General features: G+C 40.6%; 14 protein-coding genes. 8 read left to right on the forward strand and 6 right to left on the reverse strand.

What is annotated here, in order from left to right; translation table 11 throughout:
• Positions 1-29: 29 nt before the first annotated feature.
• From GSQ84_RS14915 to GSQ84_RS14945, 7 genes are read left to right on the forward strand one after another with little or no spacing between them, the layout of a single operon-like run.
• Positions 30-365: a MerR family transcriptional regulator gene (locus tag GSQ84_RS14915; RefSeq protein ID WP_158798066.1), complete on the forward strand. Its 336-nt coding sequence runs from the start codon at positions 30-32 to the stop codon at positions 363-365.
• Between the two features lie 45 nt (positions 366-410).
• Positions 411-2,513, forward strand: coding sequence for a helix-hairpin-helix domain-containing protein (locus GSQ84_RS14920; RefSeq protein WP_254070873.1), 2,103 nt, complete (start codon positions 411-413; stop codon positions 2,511-2,513).
• Between the two features lie 54 nt (positions 2,514-2,567).
• Positions 2,568-4,604 carry a ComEC/Rec2 family competence protein gene (locus GSQ84_RS14925; protein ID WP_254070877.1) on the forward strand — a complete coding sequence of 679 codons (2,037 nt, stop codon included), beginning with the start codon at positions 2,568-2,570 and terminating at the stop codon, positions 4,602-4,604.
• A 17-nt stretch (positions 4,605-4,621) separates the two neighbouring features.
• Positions 4,622-5,404 (forward strand): enoyl-CoA hydratase/isomerase family protein, encoded by a 783-nt coding sequence (locus GSQ84_RS14930; RefSeq protein WP_158798068.1) that lies wholly within the window; start codon positions 4,622-4,624, stop codon positions 5,402-5,404.
• 18 nt (positions 5,405-5,422) lie between these two features.
• Complete coding sequence (locus GSQ84_RS14935; protein ID WP_158798069.1) at positions 5,423-6,097, forward strand: hypothetical protein; 675 nt, start codon at positions 5,423-5,425, stop codon at positions 6,095-6,097.
• A gap of 59 nt (positions 6,098-6,156) precedes the next feature.
• Positions 6,157-8,022, forward strand: coding sequence for an LTA synthase family protein (locus GSQ84_RS14940; RefSeq protein WP_158798070.1), 1,866 nt, complete (start codon positions 6,157-6,159; stop codon positions 8,020-8,022).
• A gap of 60 nt (positions 8,023-8,082) precedes the next feature.
• The gene (locus tag GSQ84_RS14945) at positions 8,083-10,260 is read left to right on the forward strand and encodes a S9 family peptidase (RefSeq protein WP_158798071.1); all 2,178 of its coding nucleotides are present in this window, start codon (positions 8,083-8,085) and stop codon (positions 10,258-10,260) included.
• Positions 10,261-10,373: 113 nt separating this feature from the next.
• Here GSQ84_RS14945 and GSQ84_RS14950 read toward each other — a convergent pair whose 3' ends face one another.
• The 3 genes from GSQ84_RS14950 to GSQ84_RS14960 all read right to left on the reverse strand — a co-directional run bounded on the left by GSQ84_RS14950 (position 10,374) and on the right by GSQ84_RS14960 (position 13,048).
• Positions 10,374-12,188, reverse strand: a complete 1,815-nt coding sequence (locus GSQ84_RS14950) for a glycoside hydrolase family 15 protein (protein ID WP_158798072.1) — start codon at positions 12,186-12,188, stop codon at positions 10,374-10,376.
• Between the two features lie 271 nt (positions 12,189-12,459).
• Entirely contained in the window at positions 12,460-12,684 is a 225-nt protein-coding gene (locus GSQ84_RS14955; RefSeq protein ID WP_158798073.1) for a hypothetical protein, read from the reverse strand.
• A 16-nt stretch (positions 12,685-12,700) separates the two neighbouring features.
• Positions 12,701-13,048 carry a hypothetical protein gene (locus tag GSQ84_RS14960; protein WP_158798074.1) on the reverse strand — a complete coding sequence of 116 codons (348 nt, stop codon included), beginning with the start codon at positions 13,046-13,048 and terminating at the stop codon, positions 12,701-12,703.
• Between the two features lie 70 nt (positions 13,049-13,118).
• Here GSQ84_RS14960 and GSQ84_RS14965 point away from each other — a divergent pair, with 70 nt between their 5' ends.
• On the forward strand, positions 13,119-13,508 hold the full coding sequence (locus tag GSQ84_RS14965) for a hypothetical protein (protein ID WP_158798075.1): 390 nt from the start codon (positions 13,119-13,121) through the stop codon (positions 13,506-13,508).
• Between the two features lie 2 nt (positions 13,509-13,510).
• On the opposite strand, the gene GSQ84_RS14970 is transcribed toward GSQ84_RS14965, so the two are convergent.
• From GSQ84_RS14970 to GSQ84_RS14980, 3 genes are read right to left on the reverse strand one after another with little or no spacing between them, the layout of a single operon-like run.
• Positions 13,511-14,299, reverse strand: coding sequence for a hypothetical protein (locus tag GSQ84_RS14970; protein WP_158798076.1), 789 nt, complete (start codon positions 14,297-14,299; stop codon positions 13,511-13,513).
• Positions 14,296-14,556 (reverse strand): hypothetical protein, encoded by a 261-nt coding sequence (locus tag GSQ84_RS14975; RefSeq protein WP_158798077.1) that lies wholly within the window; start codon positions 14,554-14,556, stop codon positions 14,296-14,298. Before GSQ84_RS14975 ends, GSQ84_RS14970 begins: the two co-directional genes overlap by 4 nt.
• A gap of 50 nt (positions 14,557-14,606) precedes the next feature.
• Positions 14,607-15,083: a M15 family metallopeptidase gene (locus tag GSQ84_RS14980; RefSeq protein WP_158798078.1), complete on the reverse strand. Its 477-nt coding sequence runs from the start codon at positions 15,081-15,083 to the stop codon at positions 14,607-14,609.
• Between the last annotated feature and the right edge of the window lie 35 nt (positions 15,084-15,118).

Genomic DNA, 15,118 nt, shown 5'->3' on the forward strand with positions numbered 1-15,118 from the left:
CATAAAACACTAATTATCAACACTGAAGTATGCCTTACAAGGAACGGGAAATTAATAAAATGTATTACACGATGGGTGAGGTAACGGAAATGTTTGGCGTAAATGCTTCGCAGATCCGGTTTTATGAAAAGGAATTTGATGTCCTTCAGCCCAAGAAAAACAAAAAAGGAAACCGCCTTTTTACTCCTGAGGATATTGAAAACCTGAAGATCATCTTTCACCTGGTGGACGATAAAGGCTTTACCCTTAAAGGGGCAAAAGAACATTTGAAGAACAATAGCGGTGATGTGAAAGAAAACCAGAAGATCATCGCCTCCCTGGAAAAGCTTAAAGACTTCTTATTAAAATTAAACGAAGAAATTTAACCAATAAATTAACTTGTTTAAGTAAAACTGGATTACATTGGCATCATGATGCCAAAACCAATCCAACTTTTCGCCCTGCCGGCAGCGTGCAAAACCTGCCTCTCCCGCTGCCTGTTATGCGGCATACTTACACCGCTTACGGTTTGCCTAAGCATAGATAAAGCCATCTGCCAGGAAGATTCAGTGATCACAGAGATCACCGCCCATATTGCAGAAAGCCTGCCGCAGGCTGAAGACCTCTCTGAGTTAACCCAACGCCTCTCTTTTTACCAGCAGCATCCGATAGATCTCAATCATACCACGGCTGCACAGCTGAACGAATTGGCTTTCCTGTCGGAATTACAGATCAGCAACCTTTTCAGCTATATCCAAACCAGCGGAAAGCTGAAGGACCTCCTGGAGCTCCAATCCATTGCAGAGTTCGACCTGGAAACCATTCGTCGCTTAATGCCTTTTGTTACCCTCAAAGCTGAGTCTCTTTACAGCAGCCTGAAATCAGGAAAACCGCTAAGTGGAGGTAACCATGAACTCCTATTACGTTATGCACAGACACTCGAAAAACAAAAGGGTTTCAATCCCCTTCCCGGAAGCAGGTATCTGGGAAGCCCGGAAAAGTTGCTCTTGAAATACCGGTACAACTTTAACCAATTACTGACGGTTTCTGTTACTGCTTCAAAAGATGCAGGCGAAACCTTCTTCAGGGGCAGTAGCAAAACAGGGTTCGACTTCCTATCGGGAAGTATTTCAGTCACACCTAAAGGACGGCTAAAGGAACTGGTCATCGGAGATTACAGTCTCCAGCTAGGGCAGGGGCTAAGCTTATGGACAGGTTTGTCTTTAGGAAAAGGACCCGATGTTTCAGCAGTGGCTAAGAAGGATACCGGTTTAAAACCCTACACCTCTACCAATCAATATTCCTTTTTCAGAGGAGTATCTGGCCAAGTTAATCTCATAAAAAACATTGATTTAACTACATTTATCTCTTTAAGAAGTTTAGATGCAAGCTTAAGCAAAGGCACCGATGGAAATTCCACTTTATCTGCGATTGGGATCAGCGGATTACACCGTACCACCTCCGAAATCAGGAACAAAGGAGATCTTGGACTGCTGCTTTACGGAACTACTTTGACATGGAACCAGCCTGGTTTGGACATCGGCATTACAGCCTATCATTCGAGTTATGATCATGACTTTATTACCGGCACCCCGCTTTACAAAACCTATGCTTTTACCGGAAAGGAGCTTACTAATTTCAGCAGCTGGTACAATTATACGTTTAGAAACAGCTACTTTTTTGGGGAAGCCGCGCATAGCTATCCTGGTGGAACAGCTATGCTCAACGGTGTAATGGCAAGCTTGTCCGCGCACTTGTCAGCGGTACTACTCTACAGGAATTACAGCAAGCGGTACCTTAGTTTTTACACCCAGGCACTGGGTGAAGGATCAGATGCAGCCAATGAAAAAGGACTATATGCGGGACTTCATCTTATCCCCAGCAGGAAATGGGACCTGTCAATATATGGCGATGTGTTTAGTTTCCCCTGGGCAAAATATAGAGTGGATACGGCTTCGTCCGGTTATGAGGTGATGGGACAGGTTAGCTATAGCCCAATCAAAACCTTTAAAGTGACATTAAAGATCAGCACAAAGAAAAACGAACAGAATGTAAGTTCGGGATTACCCGTTAACCCGGTTGTTAGGGTTGTCCTGAACAATTACCGATTAGGAGTTCAATGGAAACTGAAGAACAAATTCAGCATGCAAAACCGACTGGAAGTAACCCAATACAAAAAGGGGGAATCGGCGGAAACGTATGGTTATATGGTCTATCAGGATGTTGCCTACCATCCCCTGTCTTCCCGGTTGAATACCAATATGCGGCTGGCTTTTTTTAACGCACCCGTTTATGAAAACAGGGTATATGCTTATGAAGATGACGTGCTTTATGGGTCCGGATCAGGACTCTATTATGGTAAGGGTGTCAGGTCATTTTTAAACCTGAATTACAGGTTATCTAAACAGCTCCGGATATGGGCAAGGTATGCGATATTTCTGTATCCCGGCAGGGAGAGTATCGGTTCTGGCCTGGACGAAATCAGGGGTAACAGGAAGTCGGAAATCAAGGTTCAGCTACGCTATCAATTCTAGTAGAAGATGGAACAGACTCCCCCTGTGTTTATCCGTATTTTACTTCCATTTTGCATGGGAATTTGGGTTTTGCGCGACGTTAGATTTACCAAATTAAATTTGCTACTGCTATCTTCCACTATTTTCATATTTACCTTATTGTTAATAATCAATTATTTATACGTATCACTTAAAGTTTACCATTATAAGAGAATTATAGCTATTTTAGTGTACCTGCTATTTTTCAGCCTCGGCGGCTTGTGGTGTTTCCGGCATACGACAACTCAAAATCCCAGCTGCTTTTCGCATACCAAAGCTGCATTTCTGAAAATATCGGTGGCTGATGAACCGCAGCAGCATGGCACAGTTTTAAGGTTTAAGGCAAAGGTTTGGTACAATTACGGAACAATGAAAAAGCGACCTTCTACCGGATTTTTATTGGTCACCATACGACTCAATTCCCTGCATCGGGACAACCCAAAATATGGAGAAGTTTACCTCATACCTGCACACTACACTCCTATTGACCCGCCCTGCAATCCCGGAGAATTTGACTTTAGGTTTTGGCTGGCAAACCAGCATGTTGAACATCAAATATTCCTTCAGCCTGAAGAGCTGGTACCCGATGGAGAATACAAAGGATCATCCCTGATCGCCTTTGCCCTGAAACTTCGCCAACAGCAAACCGAGGTCTACAGAAAGCTGATAAAAAACGATGCTGCTTTTGCTGTTGCATCCGCACTGATTCTGGGTTACCGTGCAGAGCTCGATGCGGAAACACTGAGTGCTTATTCAAGCACTGGAACTATACATGCACTCTCGGTTTCAGGGATGCATGTGGGGATTGTTTATCTGGTGCTCCAGGCTGCGTTAAGCTGGATGAACAGGAAAAGGATGTTGAAAGTGGCAAAGCTGCTGCTGCTGCTTGTAACAATTTGGTTCTATACCCTGCTGACAGGTTATTCCGCTTCAGTGTTACGTTCTGCGATCATGCTTTCTTTGTTTATTATAGCTAAACACATGGGCAAAAATGCAGGAGGTGATCACGTCCTGTATATTTCGGCATTCTGCCTTTTGCTGTATGACCCTTTCCTTTTATGGGATGCGGGCTTCCAGCTTTCCTATATGGCGGTATTGGGACTAATCTGGCTGGAACCAAAAATCAGGACACTAATGTCTTTTAAATGGCGCTGGCTTCAAAAGCTCTGGAGCCTGATTGCTGTTTCCATTGCAGCTCAAATCCTCACTTTTCCGCTGAGCAGTTATTACTTTCATCAGTTTCCTGTTTATTTTATACTCAGCAACTTGTTTATTACCCTGCCGGTTGCCATCCTGATGTACAGCGGACTGGCTATCCTGCTCTTCCACCTATACTGGCTTACACCAGCTTTTGAATGGCTTATTCTATTTATGAATAAAGGTCTGGCAGCAATCGCCCTTCTCCCCTATTCCAGTATTGGCGGAATAGAGTTGAATAAAACAGAACTGGTTTTGCTCTATCTTTTCCTGTTGTTATGCTGCCACGGACTTTTACATCGAAGGAAAGCTTTTGTTTTCACGGCTTTGGTGCTATTGACTTGCTTACAAGGGCTTCGGGCCAGAGATAAAATTATCTCCCTAAAGCAAAAAGAGATCATCCTGTTTAGCTTAAAAAAGAACTATGCAGTTGCTTTTGTTTGTGCCCGGACAGCTATTTTGGTTACAGACCTGAAGCCGGCCGACCGTGATTTTAAAGTCCATCTGCAACCTGCATTGGATGAACGAAAGATCAGCACAGTAACCTGCCTTCCCTGGAACAGCAGTCACAGGTTCCGATACTTTAACATCCAAAACCATCAGCTTTATTTCAGGAATTTTAGAATATTACTGATCGATAGCAGCTTTAACCGGAAAAAACTTAACCGTAAACTAGTGGTTGATGCAGTCTGGCTGCATGGCAGTCCGAAAGTTAAACCCAGCGAACTCAAACAGGAAATTAGTTTCAGGGAGCTATGGATAGATGCCTCCAATAAAAACTATGTGTTAAAAGCGTATGAAAGGGATAGCATTAATTTTAGCTGCCCAACTATTGTATTAAAAAATAAAAAAGCATCTTTGATTAACCTGAAATAAATAACAGCCTGTTTTAAATGATAACATCACCTTTAGTACTTTATTCTGTTAACGACCGTATTGCTACGATCTGTTTAAACCGTCCTGAAAAACGTAATGCTTTTAATCCGGAACTGGTGACTTCACTCACTGAGGCTTTGTTAAAAGCATCCGATGATGAAGAAGTAAAAGTGATTGTTTTAAAAGCTGCCGGCAATATATTTAGTGCGGGAGCAGATCTGGCCTATTTACAGCAGCTGCAGTACAATACACACGAAGAGAACGTTAAGGATAGTGAAAACCTGAAAACATTGTTCACCACTATCTATTACTTACCTAAAGTGGTTATTGCGCAAGTAGAAGGACACGCCATTGCGGGCGGATGCGGACTTGCTACAATATGCGATATTACATTTGCAGTACCTGAAGCTAGTTTTGGTTATACAGAAGTTAAACTCGGTTTTGTTCCGGCTATTGTTTCCTGCTTCCTGATGCGTAAAACAGGAGAAACCGTCGCCAAAAAATTGCTGTTAACGGGAGATTTATTCTCAGCAACCGAAGCGCTGGCCTATAATTTGATTACTTATGTAACAAATAAAGAAGAAATTAATCAAACAGTACGTAATTTTGCGTTAAAGCTTTGTGAAGAGGCTTCAGGTAACTCTTTAATGATCACTAAACAGCTAATCGGCCAAACGACCAATCCGGGATTGGAAAATAGCCTTAACTTAGCTGTACAGATCAATGCAAGGGTAAGAGAGAGTGAAGACTTTAAAAAAGGGATAGCCGCTTTTATTGCCAAAGAAAAAATTAAATGGTAAATTACTAAATTGAAATATATGTTAAAATCGATCAAAACGAGTGTCATTGCTGCAATACTCATCAGCACGGCTGTAATTGCTCATGCTCAAAAGAAAGTGAATGAAGGCGTACTCACTTATGGACTTACTTATGAATTGACACCGGAACAGCAGTCGATGGCGTCACAATTACCTGCAGAAACAAAATTCAAGTTTAACAATAACTTGTTCAAAATTGAAATGGAGCAGGGACCTGCTAAAATCACTATCATCTCTGATGGTATTGCAAGAACAAGCCTGGTGCTGGTTGATGTGCCTATTGCACAGAAACAGTTTGCAGTAAAATCTTCTAAAGAAGAAACTGAACAAATGATGGGCGCAAGACCGGTATTAAGTGATTTCAAAGCAACTGGTGAAAAATTGAAGATTGGTAACTACAATACAGAAAAATACACCTATAAAGATGATAAAGGTGCTTCTTTCGAATTGTGGGCAACGAATGATATACAATTGCCTGAAGGAATAGTGGGTTCAGAATTTAAAGCACTGAATGCTACTCCTGTAAAATTCACCCGTGCACAAAATGGTGTAAAAGCGGTAGTTACGATTAAGGACCTGACAGATGAAAAAGTTGGCGCACTATCTTTAGATGTCCCTTCAGGATATGAAGTAACAACGATGGAAGCCTTAAAAGCAATGGGCGGCGGTCAATAGATTAAACAATTTTACAAAATCAGGATTTTTAACTTCTCAAATTTTACCAATTTGCGGGAATGTTAAGAATTCTGATTTTTTTTGTCCGGTTTTTTATCTTCTGGCTGCTGTTCTTCCTGCTAGACCGCCTTTTATTTCTTTCTGTTTTTCTCCGCAGCCTGCCTGAAAACAAGTTTCAGGAAACTACCGCAGCCTTTTATCATGGATTACGCCTTGATCTGGCAATGTCAGCCTACCTGATTATTGTTCCGCTTATTTATTTTACATACACTGATCTCAGATCAGAACATCAGCCAAACTTTCAGTGGCTTAAGGTTTACAATAAAGTACTGGTTATTCTATTCAGCCTCATCGGCATCATCAATTTTAATATTTACCGGGAATGGGGAAGTAAAATCAATGCCAAGGCAGTGGATTTTGCGGTTACCGCACCAAATGAAGCCATTGCCTCCAGCGCCTCTTCACCCATAGTTTTTAGCCTCGCCCTTCTGGCCGTTCTAATCGCGTGCGGGCTCTTATTGAATAACTATATCATTAAAACAAATACAGTGGCACAGCGCACTCCATTATGGGCTAAAATCAGTAATAGCCTTTTTATGGCTGCCCTAACTTTTCTCCTGATCCGCGGAGGATGGGGCGTTGCACCTAATAACCAAAGCATGGCTTATTACAGCGAAGACCAGTTGTTAAATAATGCTGCTGTAAACACAGAGTGGAACTTCATATCCAGTTTGCTGAAGTCCTATAAATCCAATAAAAACCTTTACCAGTTTTATCCCGAAATAGAGGCTGTGAGGCAGGTAAATCAGCTGTATGCAGCTAAAAAGGATTCTACCATTCATATCCTGAACACACAAAAACCCAATGTAGTGGTGATCATTATGGAAAGCTTTACGGCCGACCTGACCAAAACCCTGGGACACGAAACAGGTATTACACCCGGATTTGATACACTTGCCCGGCATGGGGTACTATTCAGCCAGATTTATGCTACCGGCAACAGGACAGATAAAGGTATTATTGGAACACTGGCCGGTTACCCCAGTCTTGCAGCAGAGAATATGGTACAGTGGCCAGAAAAGATGGAAAAGATCCCGGCCTTGTCGCAAACCTTTTTGAAACAGGGTTACCACACTTCCTTTTTTTATGGCGGCCAGTCGGAATTTGACAATTTTAAAGCCTTTATCTTAAGTCACGGTTATCAGTCGCTCACCGATAAAAAGAATTTCAAAGCCAGGGATATGAACTCCAAATGGGGTGCTTACGACGGCGTGGTGTTCAACAGACAGCTGCACGACCTGAACCAGTCCAGACAGCCATTTTTCAGCACCCATATGACGCTGACCAATCATGAGCCCTTCGAAGTACCCGGAGCTTATAAATTTGGTAAGGCAGACAACACACAAAAATTTAAAAGTACCGCCTTTTACACAGACTCCTGCTTAAACGATTTTTTAACCAGGGCAAAAAAACAACCCTGGTATAAAAACACGCTGTTCGTTATTGTTGCCGATCATGGACATATTCTGCCCAAAGGACGTGAGGAAATCTATATCCCTCAGCGGTACCATATTCCTTTGCTTTTTTTCGGGGAAGTGATCAAACCAGCCTATCGCGGAAAAATATTTAAACAGGTAGGCAGCCAAATAGACATTGCATCTACCCTGCTCCATCAGCTGGATATGAATGCCAAAGCCTTTGTATGGAGCAAAAATATGCTCAGCCCCGCAACAAAATCTTTTGCTTATTTTAGCTGGGATAACGGAATTGGTTTTATCGATAACAAACAATGTGTTACATTTGACAACGTAGGAAGGATGTGTTTATATAATAACCATCCAGGAGACGCCGAAAACACCAGGCAACTGCTTAAACAAGAGAAATCTTATCTGCAGATCGCTTATCATCAATTTTCGGCCCTCTAGCCAGAAAACCAGCATAGCCCCCGGGGCCTGAACCAAAAAAAGAAAAATTTATTTAAGCAAATGAAGCAAAAACTCATTATTTTAAAAGTGACTGCTGTTCTACTGATCAGCTTTTTCTGTACCTCAGCAGAGGCACAGGGTAAAAGAGGTATCAACTGGACAAAAGACGGAAACGGTTATTATCAAAATTCCAATGGAGAGATCACCATTGTTACCCTGCCTAAAAACGAAGTAAAAACTTTAATCAGCAGAAGCCTGCTCACACCTGCCGGAAGAAGTTATCCTCTGGACATTAAAAGTTTTGTACTTTCTGCAGATGGTACCAGGGCTTTGATCTATACCAACAGTAAAAAAGTATGGCGTTATGAAACCAGAGGTGATTACTGGCTGGCCGACCTTACTGCCAATAAATTGGTACAGATTGGAAAAGATAAACCGGCATCTTCACTGATGTTTGCCAAATTTTCGCCGGATGCCAGTAAGGTTGCTTATGTAAGCGGTCATAATTTATATGTGGAAGATCTTACTTCAGGAATCAGCAAAGCGCTGACTACCGATGGTACCGACAGGATCATCAATGGTACGTTCGACTGGGTGTATGAGGAAGAGTTCGATTGCAGGGATGGCTTTAAGTGGAGTCCTGATGGTACATCTATCGCCTACTGGCAGATCGACGCCCGGAAGATCAAAAACTTTCTGATGATCAACAACACAGATTCGATCTATCCGCATACTGTTCCTGTTGAATATCCAGTGGTAGGTGAAAACCCATCAGCCTGCAAGGTAGGTGTGGTAAATATCAGCACTGCACAAACATCGTGGTTAAACATCCCTGGTGATAATATCCAGAATTACATCCCAAGAATGGACTGGGTCCCTAAAACCAGCGACATCATTTTGCAGCAGATCAACAGGGAACAGAATACAACAAATTTATTTGTAGCCAATACACAAACTGGTGCGGTGAAAAGTATCCTTACGGAAACAGATAAAGCATGGGTTGACGCAGCACCTGAATGGGAATGGATTAACAATGGAAAAGAATTTCTTTGGATCAGTGAAAAAGATGGCTGGCGTCACCTTTACCGCGTAAGTAAAGATGGTAAAAAACAAACGCTGATCACCAAAGGTAATTATGATGTGATTGAAAGCAGCCTGATCGATGAGAAAAGCGGTACTTTCTATTTCATTGCTTCCCCGGATAATGCTACCCAAAAATACCTGTATAAAACAAAACTGGATGGAAAAGGATCTTTAGAACTGGTTACCCCTTCTATTTTCCCGGGAACACATAGTTATGATATTTCCCCTAATGGGATTTTTGCTAAACATGTTTATCAAAGTGCCAATATTTTCCCGATTACAGAGTGGATGCGTCTGGATACAGGCAATCCTTTTACGATGGAAGGCAGTTTAACCAATCAGCTGGCCAAGGTTCAGGTACCTAAAAATAAAGTGGAATTTTTTAAGGTAAAGGCTGAGGATGGAACTGAATTGGACGGTTGGATGAAAAAACCGGATAATTTTGACCAGACAAAAAAATACCCGGTTGTATTTTATGTGTATGGCGAACCTGCTTCACAAACTGTAACGGATACTTATGGTGTAGGCCGCAATTTCCTTTATACCGGCGATATGGCTAAAGATGGTTATGTTTATATTTCTATTGAAAACCGTGGTGCCCCTGCTCCTAAAGGACGCGAGTTCCGCAAAAGTATTTTCAAGAATATTGGTTTGCTGAATATCAATGACCAGGCATCTGCAGCTAAGAAAATCCTGGAATGGCCGTTCATTGATAAGGATAGGGTTGCTGTATGGGGATGGAGCGGCGGTGGTTCTTCTACACTAAACCTGATGTTCCAGCATCCTGAAATTTATAAAACTGGAATCGCTATTGCTGCTGTAGGCAATCAGCTGACTTATGATAATGTTTACCAGGAACGCTACATGGGCTCTCCGCTGGTTTCAAAAGAAACTTATATCAAAGGCTCTCCTATTACCTATGCCAAAAACCTGCAGGGTAATTTACTGTACATTCATGGTACGGGAGACGACAATGTGCATTATCAAAATGCGGAAATGCTGATCAACGAGCTGATCAAATATGGTAAAGTATTCCAAATGATGTCTTATCCTAACCGTACCCACGCCATCAGTGAGGGAGCCGGCACAAGGGAACATCTGGCGAAAACTTACACCAAATTCCTTCAGCAGAACTGCCCTCCCGGAGGGAAGTAAGAGGATTCGATATACTTCCAAAATATAAAAGCCCCCAAAATCATCTTAATTTTGGGGGCTTCTTTATGGTTAAGAAAATGAAGACGTTACCTTTTAAAATCTTTCAAATAGTATTATAACCTATCTATTTGTTTGTCTAGTTCCAGCGCAGCGCTGATGAGTGCCAGATGTGTAAAAGCCTGAGGGAAATTCCCAAGGTGCTCCCCTCTTTTTCCAATCTGCTCACTAAACAAACCCAGATGGTTGGCATAACCTGCCATTTTCTCAAAATATTCCAGTGCCTTACTCACTTCCTTATTCTTGGCCAGGGCTTCAATGAACCAGAAAGAACACATGTTAAACGTACCTTCCTCTCCTGCTATGCCATCAGCATCTCCGGTATTGTTGTAACGGTAGATCAGCACGTCGGTGCTTAACCTTTCTTCAATAACTTTCATGGTAGATAACCAGCGCGGTTCATCCGGAGTAATAAAATGCACCAAAGGCATGAGCAATGCTGATGCATCAACTCCTTCAGCACCTTTATATTGCACCCATGCCCCTACATTTTCATTCCAGAAACCATCATAGATATCAAGGTAAATTTTATCGCGGATGTCTTTCCACTCTATTTCCGGGTATGGAAAAGACCTGTCTTCTGCAATTTTGATGGCCCTGTCCATTGCTACCCAACACATCAACCGGGTATGCAGGTAATGTTTTGTCCCATTTCTAAACTCCCAAATCCCATGATCGGGTTTTGCCCAGTTCTTTACTACATATAGAATATGCTTTTGGACCGTCTTCCATAACTCAAAATTAATTTTAGTATGGTTTTTATTGTAGAGATAAATAGTATCGATCAATTCGCCGTAAATATCCAGCTGCAGCTGCGTTTTAGCAGCATTACCAATTCTAACCGGTCTGGATTTCATGTAACCTTCCATATGTTGAAGTTCTTCCTCCTCCATCACTGGAGAACCGTCAATGGAATACATCAGGTGTAATGCCTTGTCGTCTGAGCGTCCCTCTATCCAATGAAGAAAGCTGGAGGCTTCTTCCCAGTATCCCAAACGAAGAAAAGCATACATGGTAAAGGCTGCATCCCTGATCCAGGTAAAGCGGTAATCCCAGTTGCGGCTTCCACCCAGCGACTCCGGAAGACTAAAGGTAGGCGCTGCAACCATAGATCCATAAGTAGTGGAGGTAAGCAGTTTCAAAGTAATGGCCGATCGGGATACCAGGTCGTTCCACCGACCTTTATACGTAGACTTATTGATCCATTTTCTCCAGAAGGTCACTGTTTCCTGGTAAGTGGAATTCTTATAAAAGTCAATACTCCTTAAATTTTCTGTTTCTCCCTTTTTGACAGATTCCAGTACGATCCATGCCTCTTCGCCCTGATTCAACGTAATTTCAGCATAACCATCCTGGCCTTTAAAACGCAGAGGGAAATCTGATATCAGCCGCACCATGCTGTCCCCATCATGAATGGCCAGAAATGTCAATTCGTTTTTGCCCGTTTTATCAATTTGATGCTGTGCTTTGGCATAATCAAAACGTGGTGCACAATTTACCTTATAGGTGATCTTTCCACGTACAGTTTTTATCTTTCTGACGATGGAGCAGATACTGCTGGGATTATCAAAGTCTTCAATCGGCATGTAGTCGGTTAACTCAGAGATTCCTTCTTCAGAAAAAAACCTGGTGAGGAGAACGGCCGTGCCCGGCATGTACAATTGTTTGGTTTTGGTGGAGCTTAGCTGCGGCACTACAGAAAAAGTACCACCATTCTCCTTATCCAGCAAACTGGCAAAGACAGTAGGTGAATCAAAGTTAGGAAAACACATGAAGTCCACATCCCCATACAAAGAAACAAGGGCCACCGTTTTCATGTTGCCAATAATCCCGTAGTTTTCAATCGGTAAATATTCAGTATTTTTAGACATAATTTATTTCTTAATTAGGGATATTTAAGGGTTTTCATACCCTAACTAAGGGTGAAATGTGGAAAACTATTTGAAATTTATTTTTAATTTTCTCCTTTTTTTCTCCTTTTCATATGTAATTTATAGCTGTTATCATAAGTAAAAACCCTTATCAGGGTTGAATCTGATAAGGGAGTGAAAGGTAAAATAGGACATCCACCCTATTAAAAAAATATTCTCGCAACTCATTAACAGCACGTATTGAGAAAGGTTTAAAAATAATCTTGTATTATCATAAATTTGAATGTTCAATAAAGTTTGTTATCTCATTCAAATACACATCTAATAAATCGATTGATGAAGCCCATGCGGGAGTAGCACTTGAAATTTCAATTCTTTCGCAATAAACATAACCTAATAAAATCCCATCCCACTGTACAAACCATTTACCAGCCTCATCATCTGGATAGTAAATTACTATCTCCCTATCATCTATAAAAGTCTTAATTGATTCCATCTACTTGATATTGCGGTTAGTTCACTTCTACCCTTTTCAAACCTTTTACATAAAATTCTTTAGTGGTCGTACCATTTAAATAGAATTTAAAAGTGAAACTATAATCTTCAATTTCGTTATCAATTAAAAATTGACTCAATTGAGGCTGTATAACGATTAGGAAGGAATTGCAGTAATTACCAGGAGTTGATAATATATGCTTTTGCTGATAACCATCACTGAATAGGCGTAAATCAACTATTACTTTCCCTTCCATGTCAACAGTTAAAAAGTTACCACCTGTAAGTGACCAGCTAATAGACTGGTTATTTTTAACCCACTGGTTTAAGTGAGCGTTGAGCTTTGTTACGAATGTGTTTTCCATAGTAACACAAAATAATGCTAATATTTTTAGTATTCCAAATGTTGTTGAAAATTTTTATTAACATTGAAACATGAAGAAATTGGGAGCTGTAGTGGGGTACTTGTACTTTTTAGTTATTAACCTAACGTTCGGTTTTATAATTCCAATATTCGTATTAAAATCTTTCCATCATTTTGAAGATGTTTGGTATTCTGCACTAAGTTGGACAACAATTAAAACTTTTCTATATAGTATGTTTGCATTGTTAGGTGCAGGACTTATGGGTTTCAGCACTTATGCGCTTCTTATAACAATAGATAAAGGCACTTTAACCAGGTCAACGACCAGAATTATAAATTTATCCTGCCTTACTTTAGCACTAATATGCTTTTTTTACACACAAATCGTAGGCAAAAATATTATAACAGTAGCATTCATCATCCTATTTGCGGTATTTGGTAATGTATTAAGCAAGAAATAATCCTAGTAACTGAAAAAGTTATACTCTAATCCCAGAACAGGTAGCCAATGTTGGCTTTGTGGAAAGTATAATTCGCTACCTGTTCCTGTAACTTTACCCCACTTCACACGTAATTGTGCACCAGCACCCACATGCCCATTTTGAGGAAGATAAACAGTTCTGGCTGCTAGTTTGATACCAAAATCTTTTTCAGATGCTGGTACAGTTAGCTTTTTTACACCGTTAACCGTTGAATTAGGGTCATCACTGGCAACATCAATATATTTATGGTCTTCACCCAGAAACCACTTTTTTCTATTGTACTGGATTACATTTAAGTTTTGATTGTACTTGTAACTAAAGAAACCCGTTTTTGCGGTATCTATATCAGGCGTGTAACTTACGTACAGGTTTTTATCTGTATAAGTATACATTCTCCTTTTCAATGAATCGTTGGTTTGAACAGCTTGCAGATTCTTCCCCTGAATGGTTTGATTGATTTGGGTTAATGAAACAATTTCTTTCTTTTGAATGTCTGTCATTCTTATCAATGAATCTACAAATGCGGTATCATAACCGACATTAGAAGTCATTAAATCTTTAGGAAGAACATTATTTGTCTCTTCCAAAATCGTATGTTCTACCCCGTTCTTATCAATCTTTTTAGTGATTAATTTAGCTTCAGCGTTTATAGTATTTTTAACTGTGTTATCTATAGCTGCAACCTTATGGCTGTGCTGGTATACCGCATATCCAACGGCAACGGCTGCAATAAGTATACATACAGCGGTTATTATCTTGTGAATCGTCATTTATTGTTATTATTTAAACTATCTGCCTTGTTGGATAACTGCACGATAACCCCATTTTTAACCAGTATTGCATTTACCAGATTATCATTACGCTTCCTCTCACTATTTAATTCAATCCTTAATTCGGTTTTTTCCTCACTACAGGAAGTATCATTATTTTTGGTCACACCTACCCACTGGTACAGCGCAAACCAAACCAGGGCAATCAAAAAGGAACCTATAGTTATCAGAATGTAGGTTAAAGGACTTTTAACCACATCAGCAAAAGTTATCTAAATCTGGTTATTATCCTGTGTATTGTTATCCATTAAATTTCTATTGTGACATATTTTATATCGTTGTCAACGAATGTGTTACCTGCTTTATAATTAGCTAAAAGTGCTTTCCAATTATGACCAAAAGTCATTTCAAAATGTGGCTGGTCTAAAATTGAATGAAAGTCACCACCCCAAACAAAACCATGTTTTTTGAACACACTTACTACTTTCATCCAATTACTATCAACTTTCCAGGATTCAACACCATTAACCAGGTTAACAAAATCCAGGGCTAACCCGTAATTATGATAAGAAGAACCGCCTGGAGCATTTGTAACTTTTGCGCCTGGTGCCGTTCTGCCTTGTGCATAAAGTGCATCAGATTCTGCAAAGGTTCGTAAAGTCTGGGTAACTAGTGGATGCACACCAGCAGGTGTTGATGCAACAGCTTCTGCATAGGCATTTAATGCTTTTTGTCTGATTAGTGGGTGCAGTTGGTTTAGTTTTTCTATGCTTTTAGTCTCCATAAGGAGGTATTGAGCATTGGAATAAAATAGGGGTG

The sequence above is a fragment of the Pedobacter sp. L105 genome (assembly GCF_009765875.1).
Taxonomy (GTDB): Bacteria; Bacteroidota; Bacteroidia; order Sphingobacteriales; family Sphingobacteriaceae; genus Pedobacter.

Coding starts and splice junctions, on each gene's coding strand:
- GSQ84_RS14940 (WP_158798070.1), top strand. CDS start 6,157: ATGTTAAGAATTCTGATTTTTTTTGTCCGGTTTTTTATCTTCTGGCTG.
- GSQ84_RS14980 (WP_158798078.1), bottom strand. CDS start 15,083: ATGGAGACTAAAAGCATAGAAAAACTAAACCAACTGCACCCACTAATC.
- GSQ84_RS14950 (WP_158798072.1), bottom strand. CDS start 12,188: ATGTCTAAAAATACTGAATATTTACCGATTGAAAACTACGGGATTATT.
- GSQ84_RS14960 (WP_158798074.1), bottom strand. CDS start 13,048: ATGGAAAACACATTCGTAACAAAGCTCAACGCTCACTTAAACCAGTGG.
- GSQ84_RS14915 (WP_158798066.1), top strand. CDS start 30: ATGCCTTACAAGGAACGGGAAATTAATAAAATGTATTACACGATGGGT.
- GSQ84_RS14925 (WP_254070877.1), top strand. CDS start 2,568: ATGGGAATTTGGGTTTTGCGCGACGTTAGATTTACCAAATTAAATTTG.
- GSQ84_RS14945 (WP_158798071.1), top strand. CDS start 8,083: ATGAAGCAAAAACTCATTATTTTAAAAGTGACTGCTGTTCTACTGATC.
- GSQ84_RS14935 (WP_158798069.1), top strand. CDS start 5,423: ATGTTAAAATCGATCAAAACGAGTGTCATTGCTGCAATACTCATCAGC.
- GSQ84_RS14970 (WP_158798076.1), bottom strand. CDS start 14,299: ATGACGATTCACAAGATAATAACCGCTGTATGTATACTTATTGCAGCC.
- GSQ84_RS14955 (WP_158798073.1), bottom strand. CDS start 12,684: ATGGAATCAATTAAGACTTTTATAGATGATAGGGAGATAGTAATTTAC.
- GSQ84_RS14920 (WP_254070873.1), top strand. CDS start 411: ATGATGCCAAAACCAATCCAACTTTTCGCCCTGCCGGCAGCGTGCAAA.
- GSQ84_RS14930 (WP_158798068.1), top strand. CDS start 4,622: ATGATAACATCACCTTTAGTACTTTATTCTGTTAACGACCGTATTGCT.
- GSQ84_RS14965 (WP_158798075.1), top strand. CDS start 13,119: ATGAAGAAATTGGGAGCTGTAGTGGGGTACTTGTACTTTTTAGTTATT.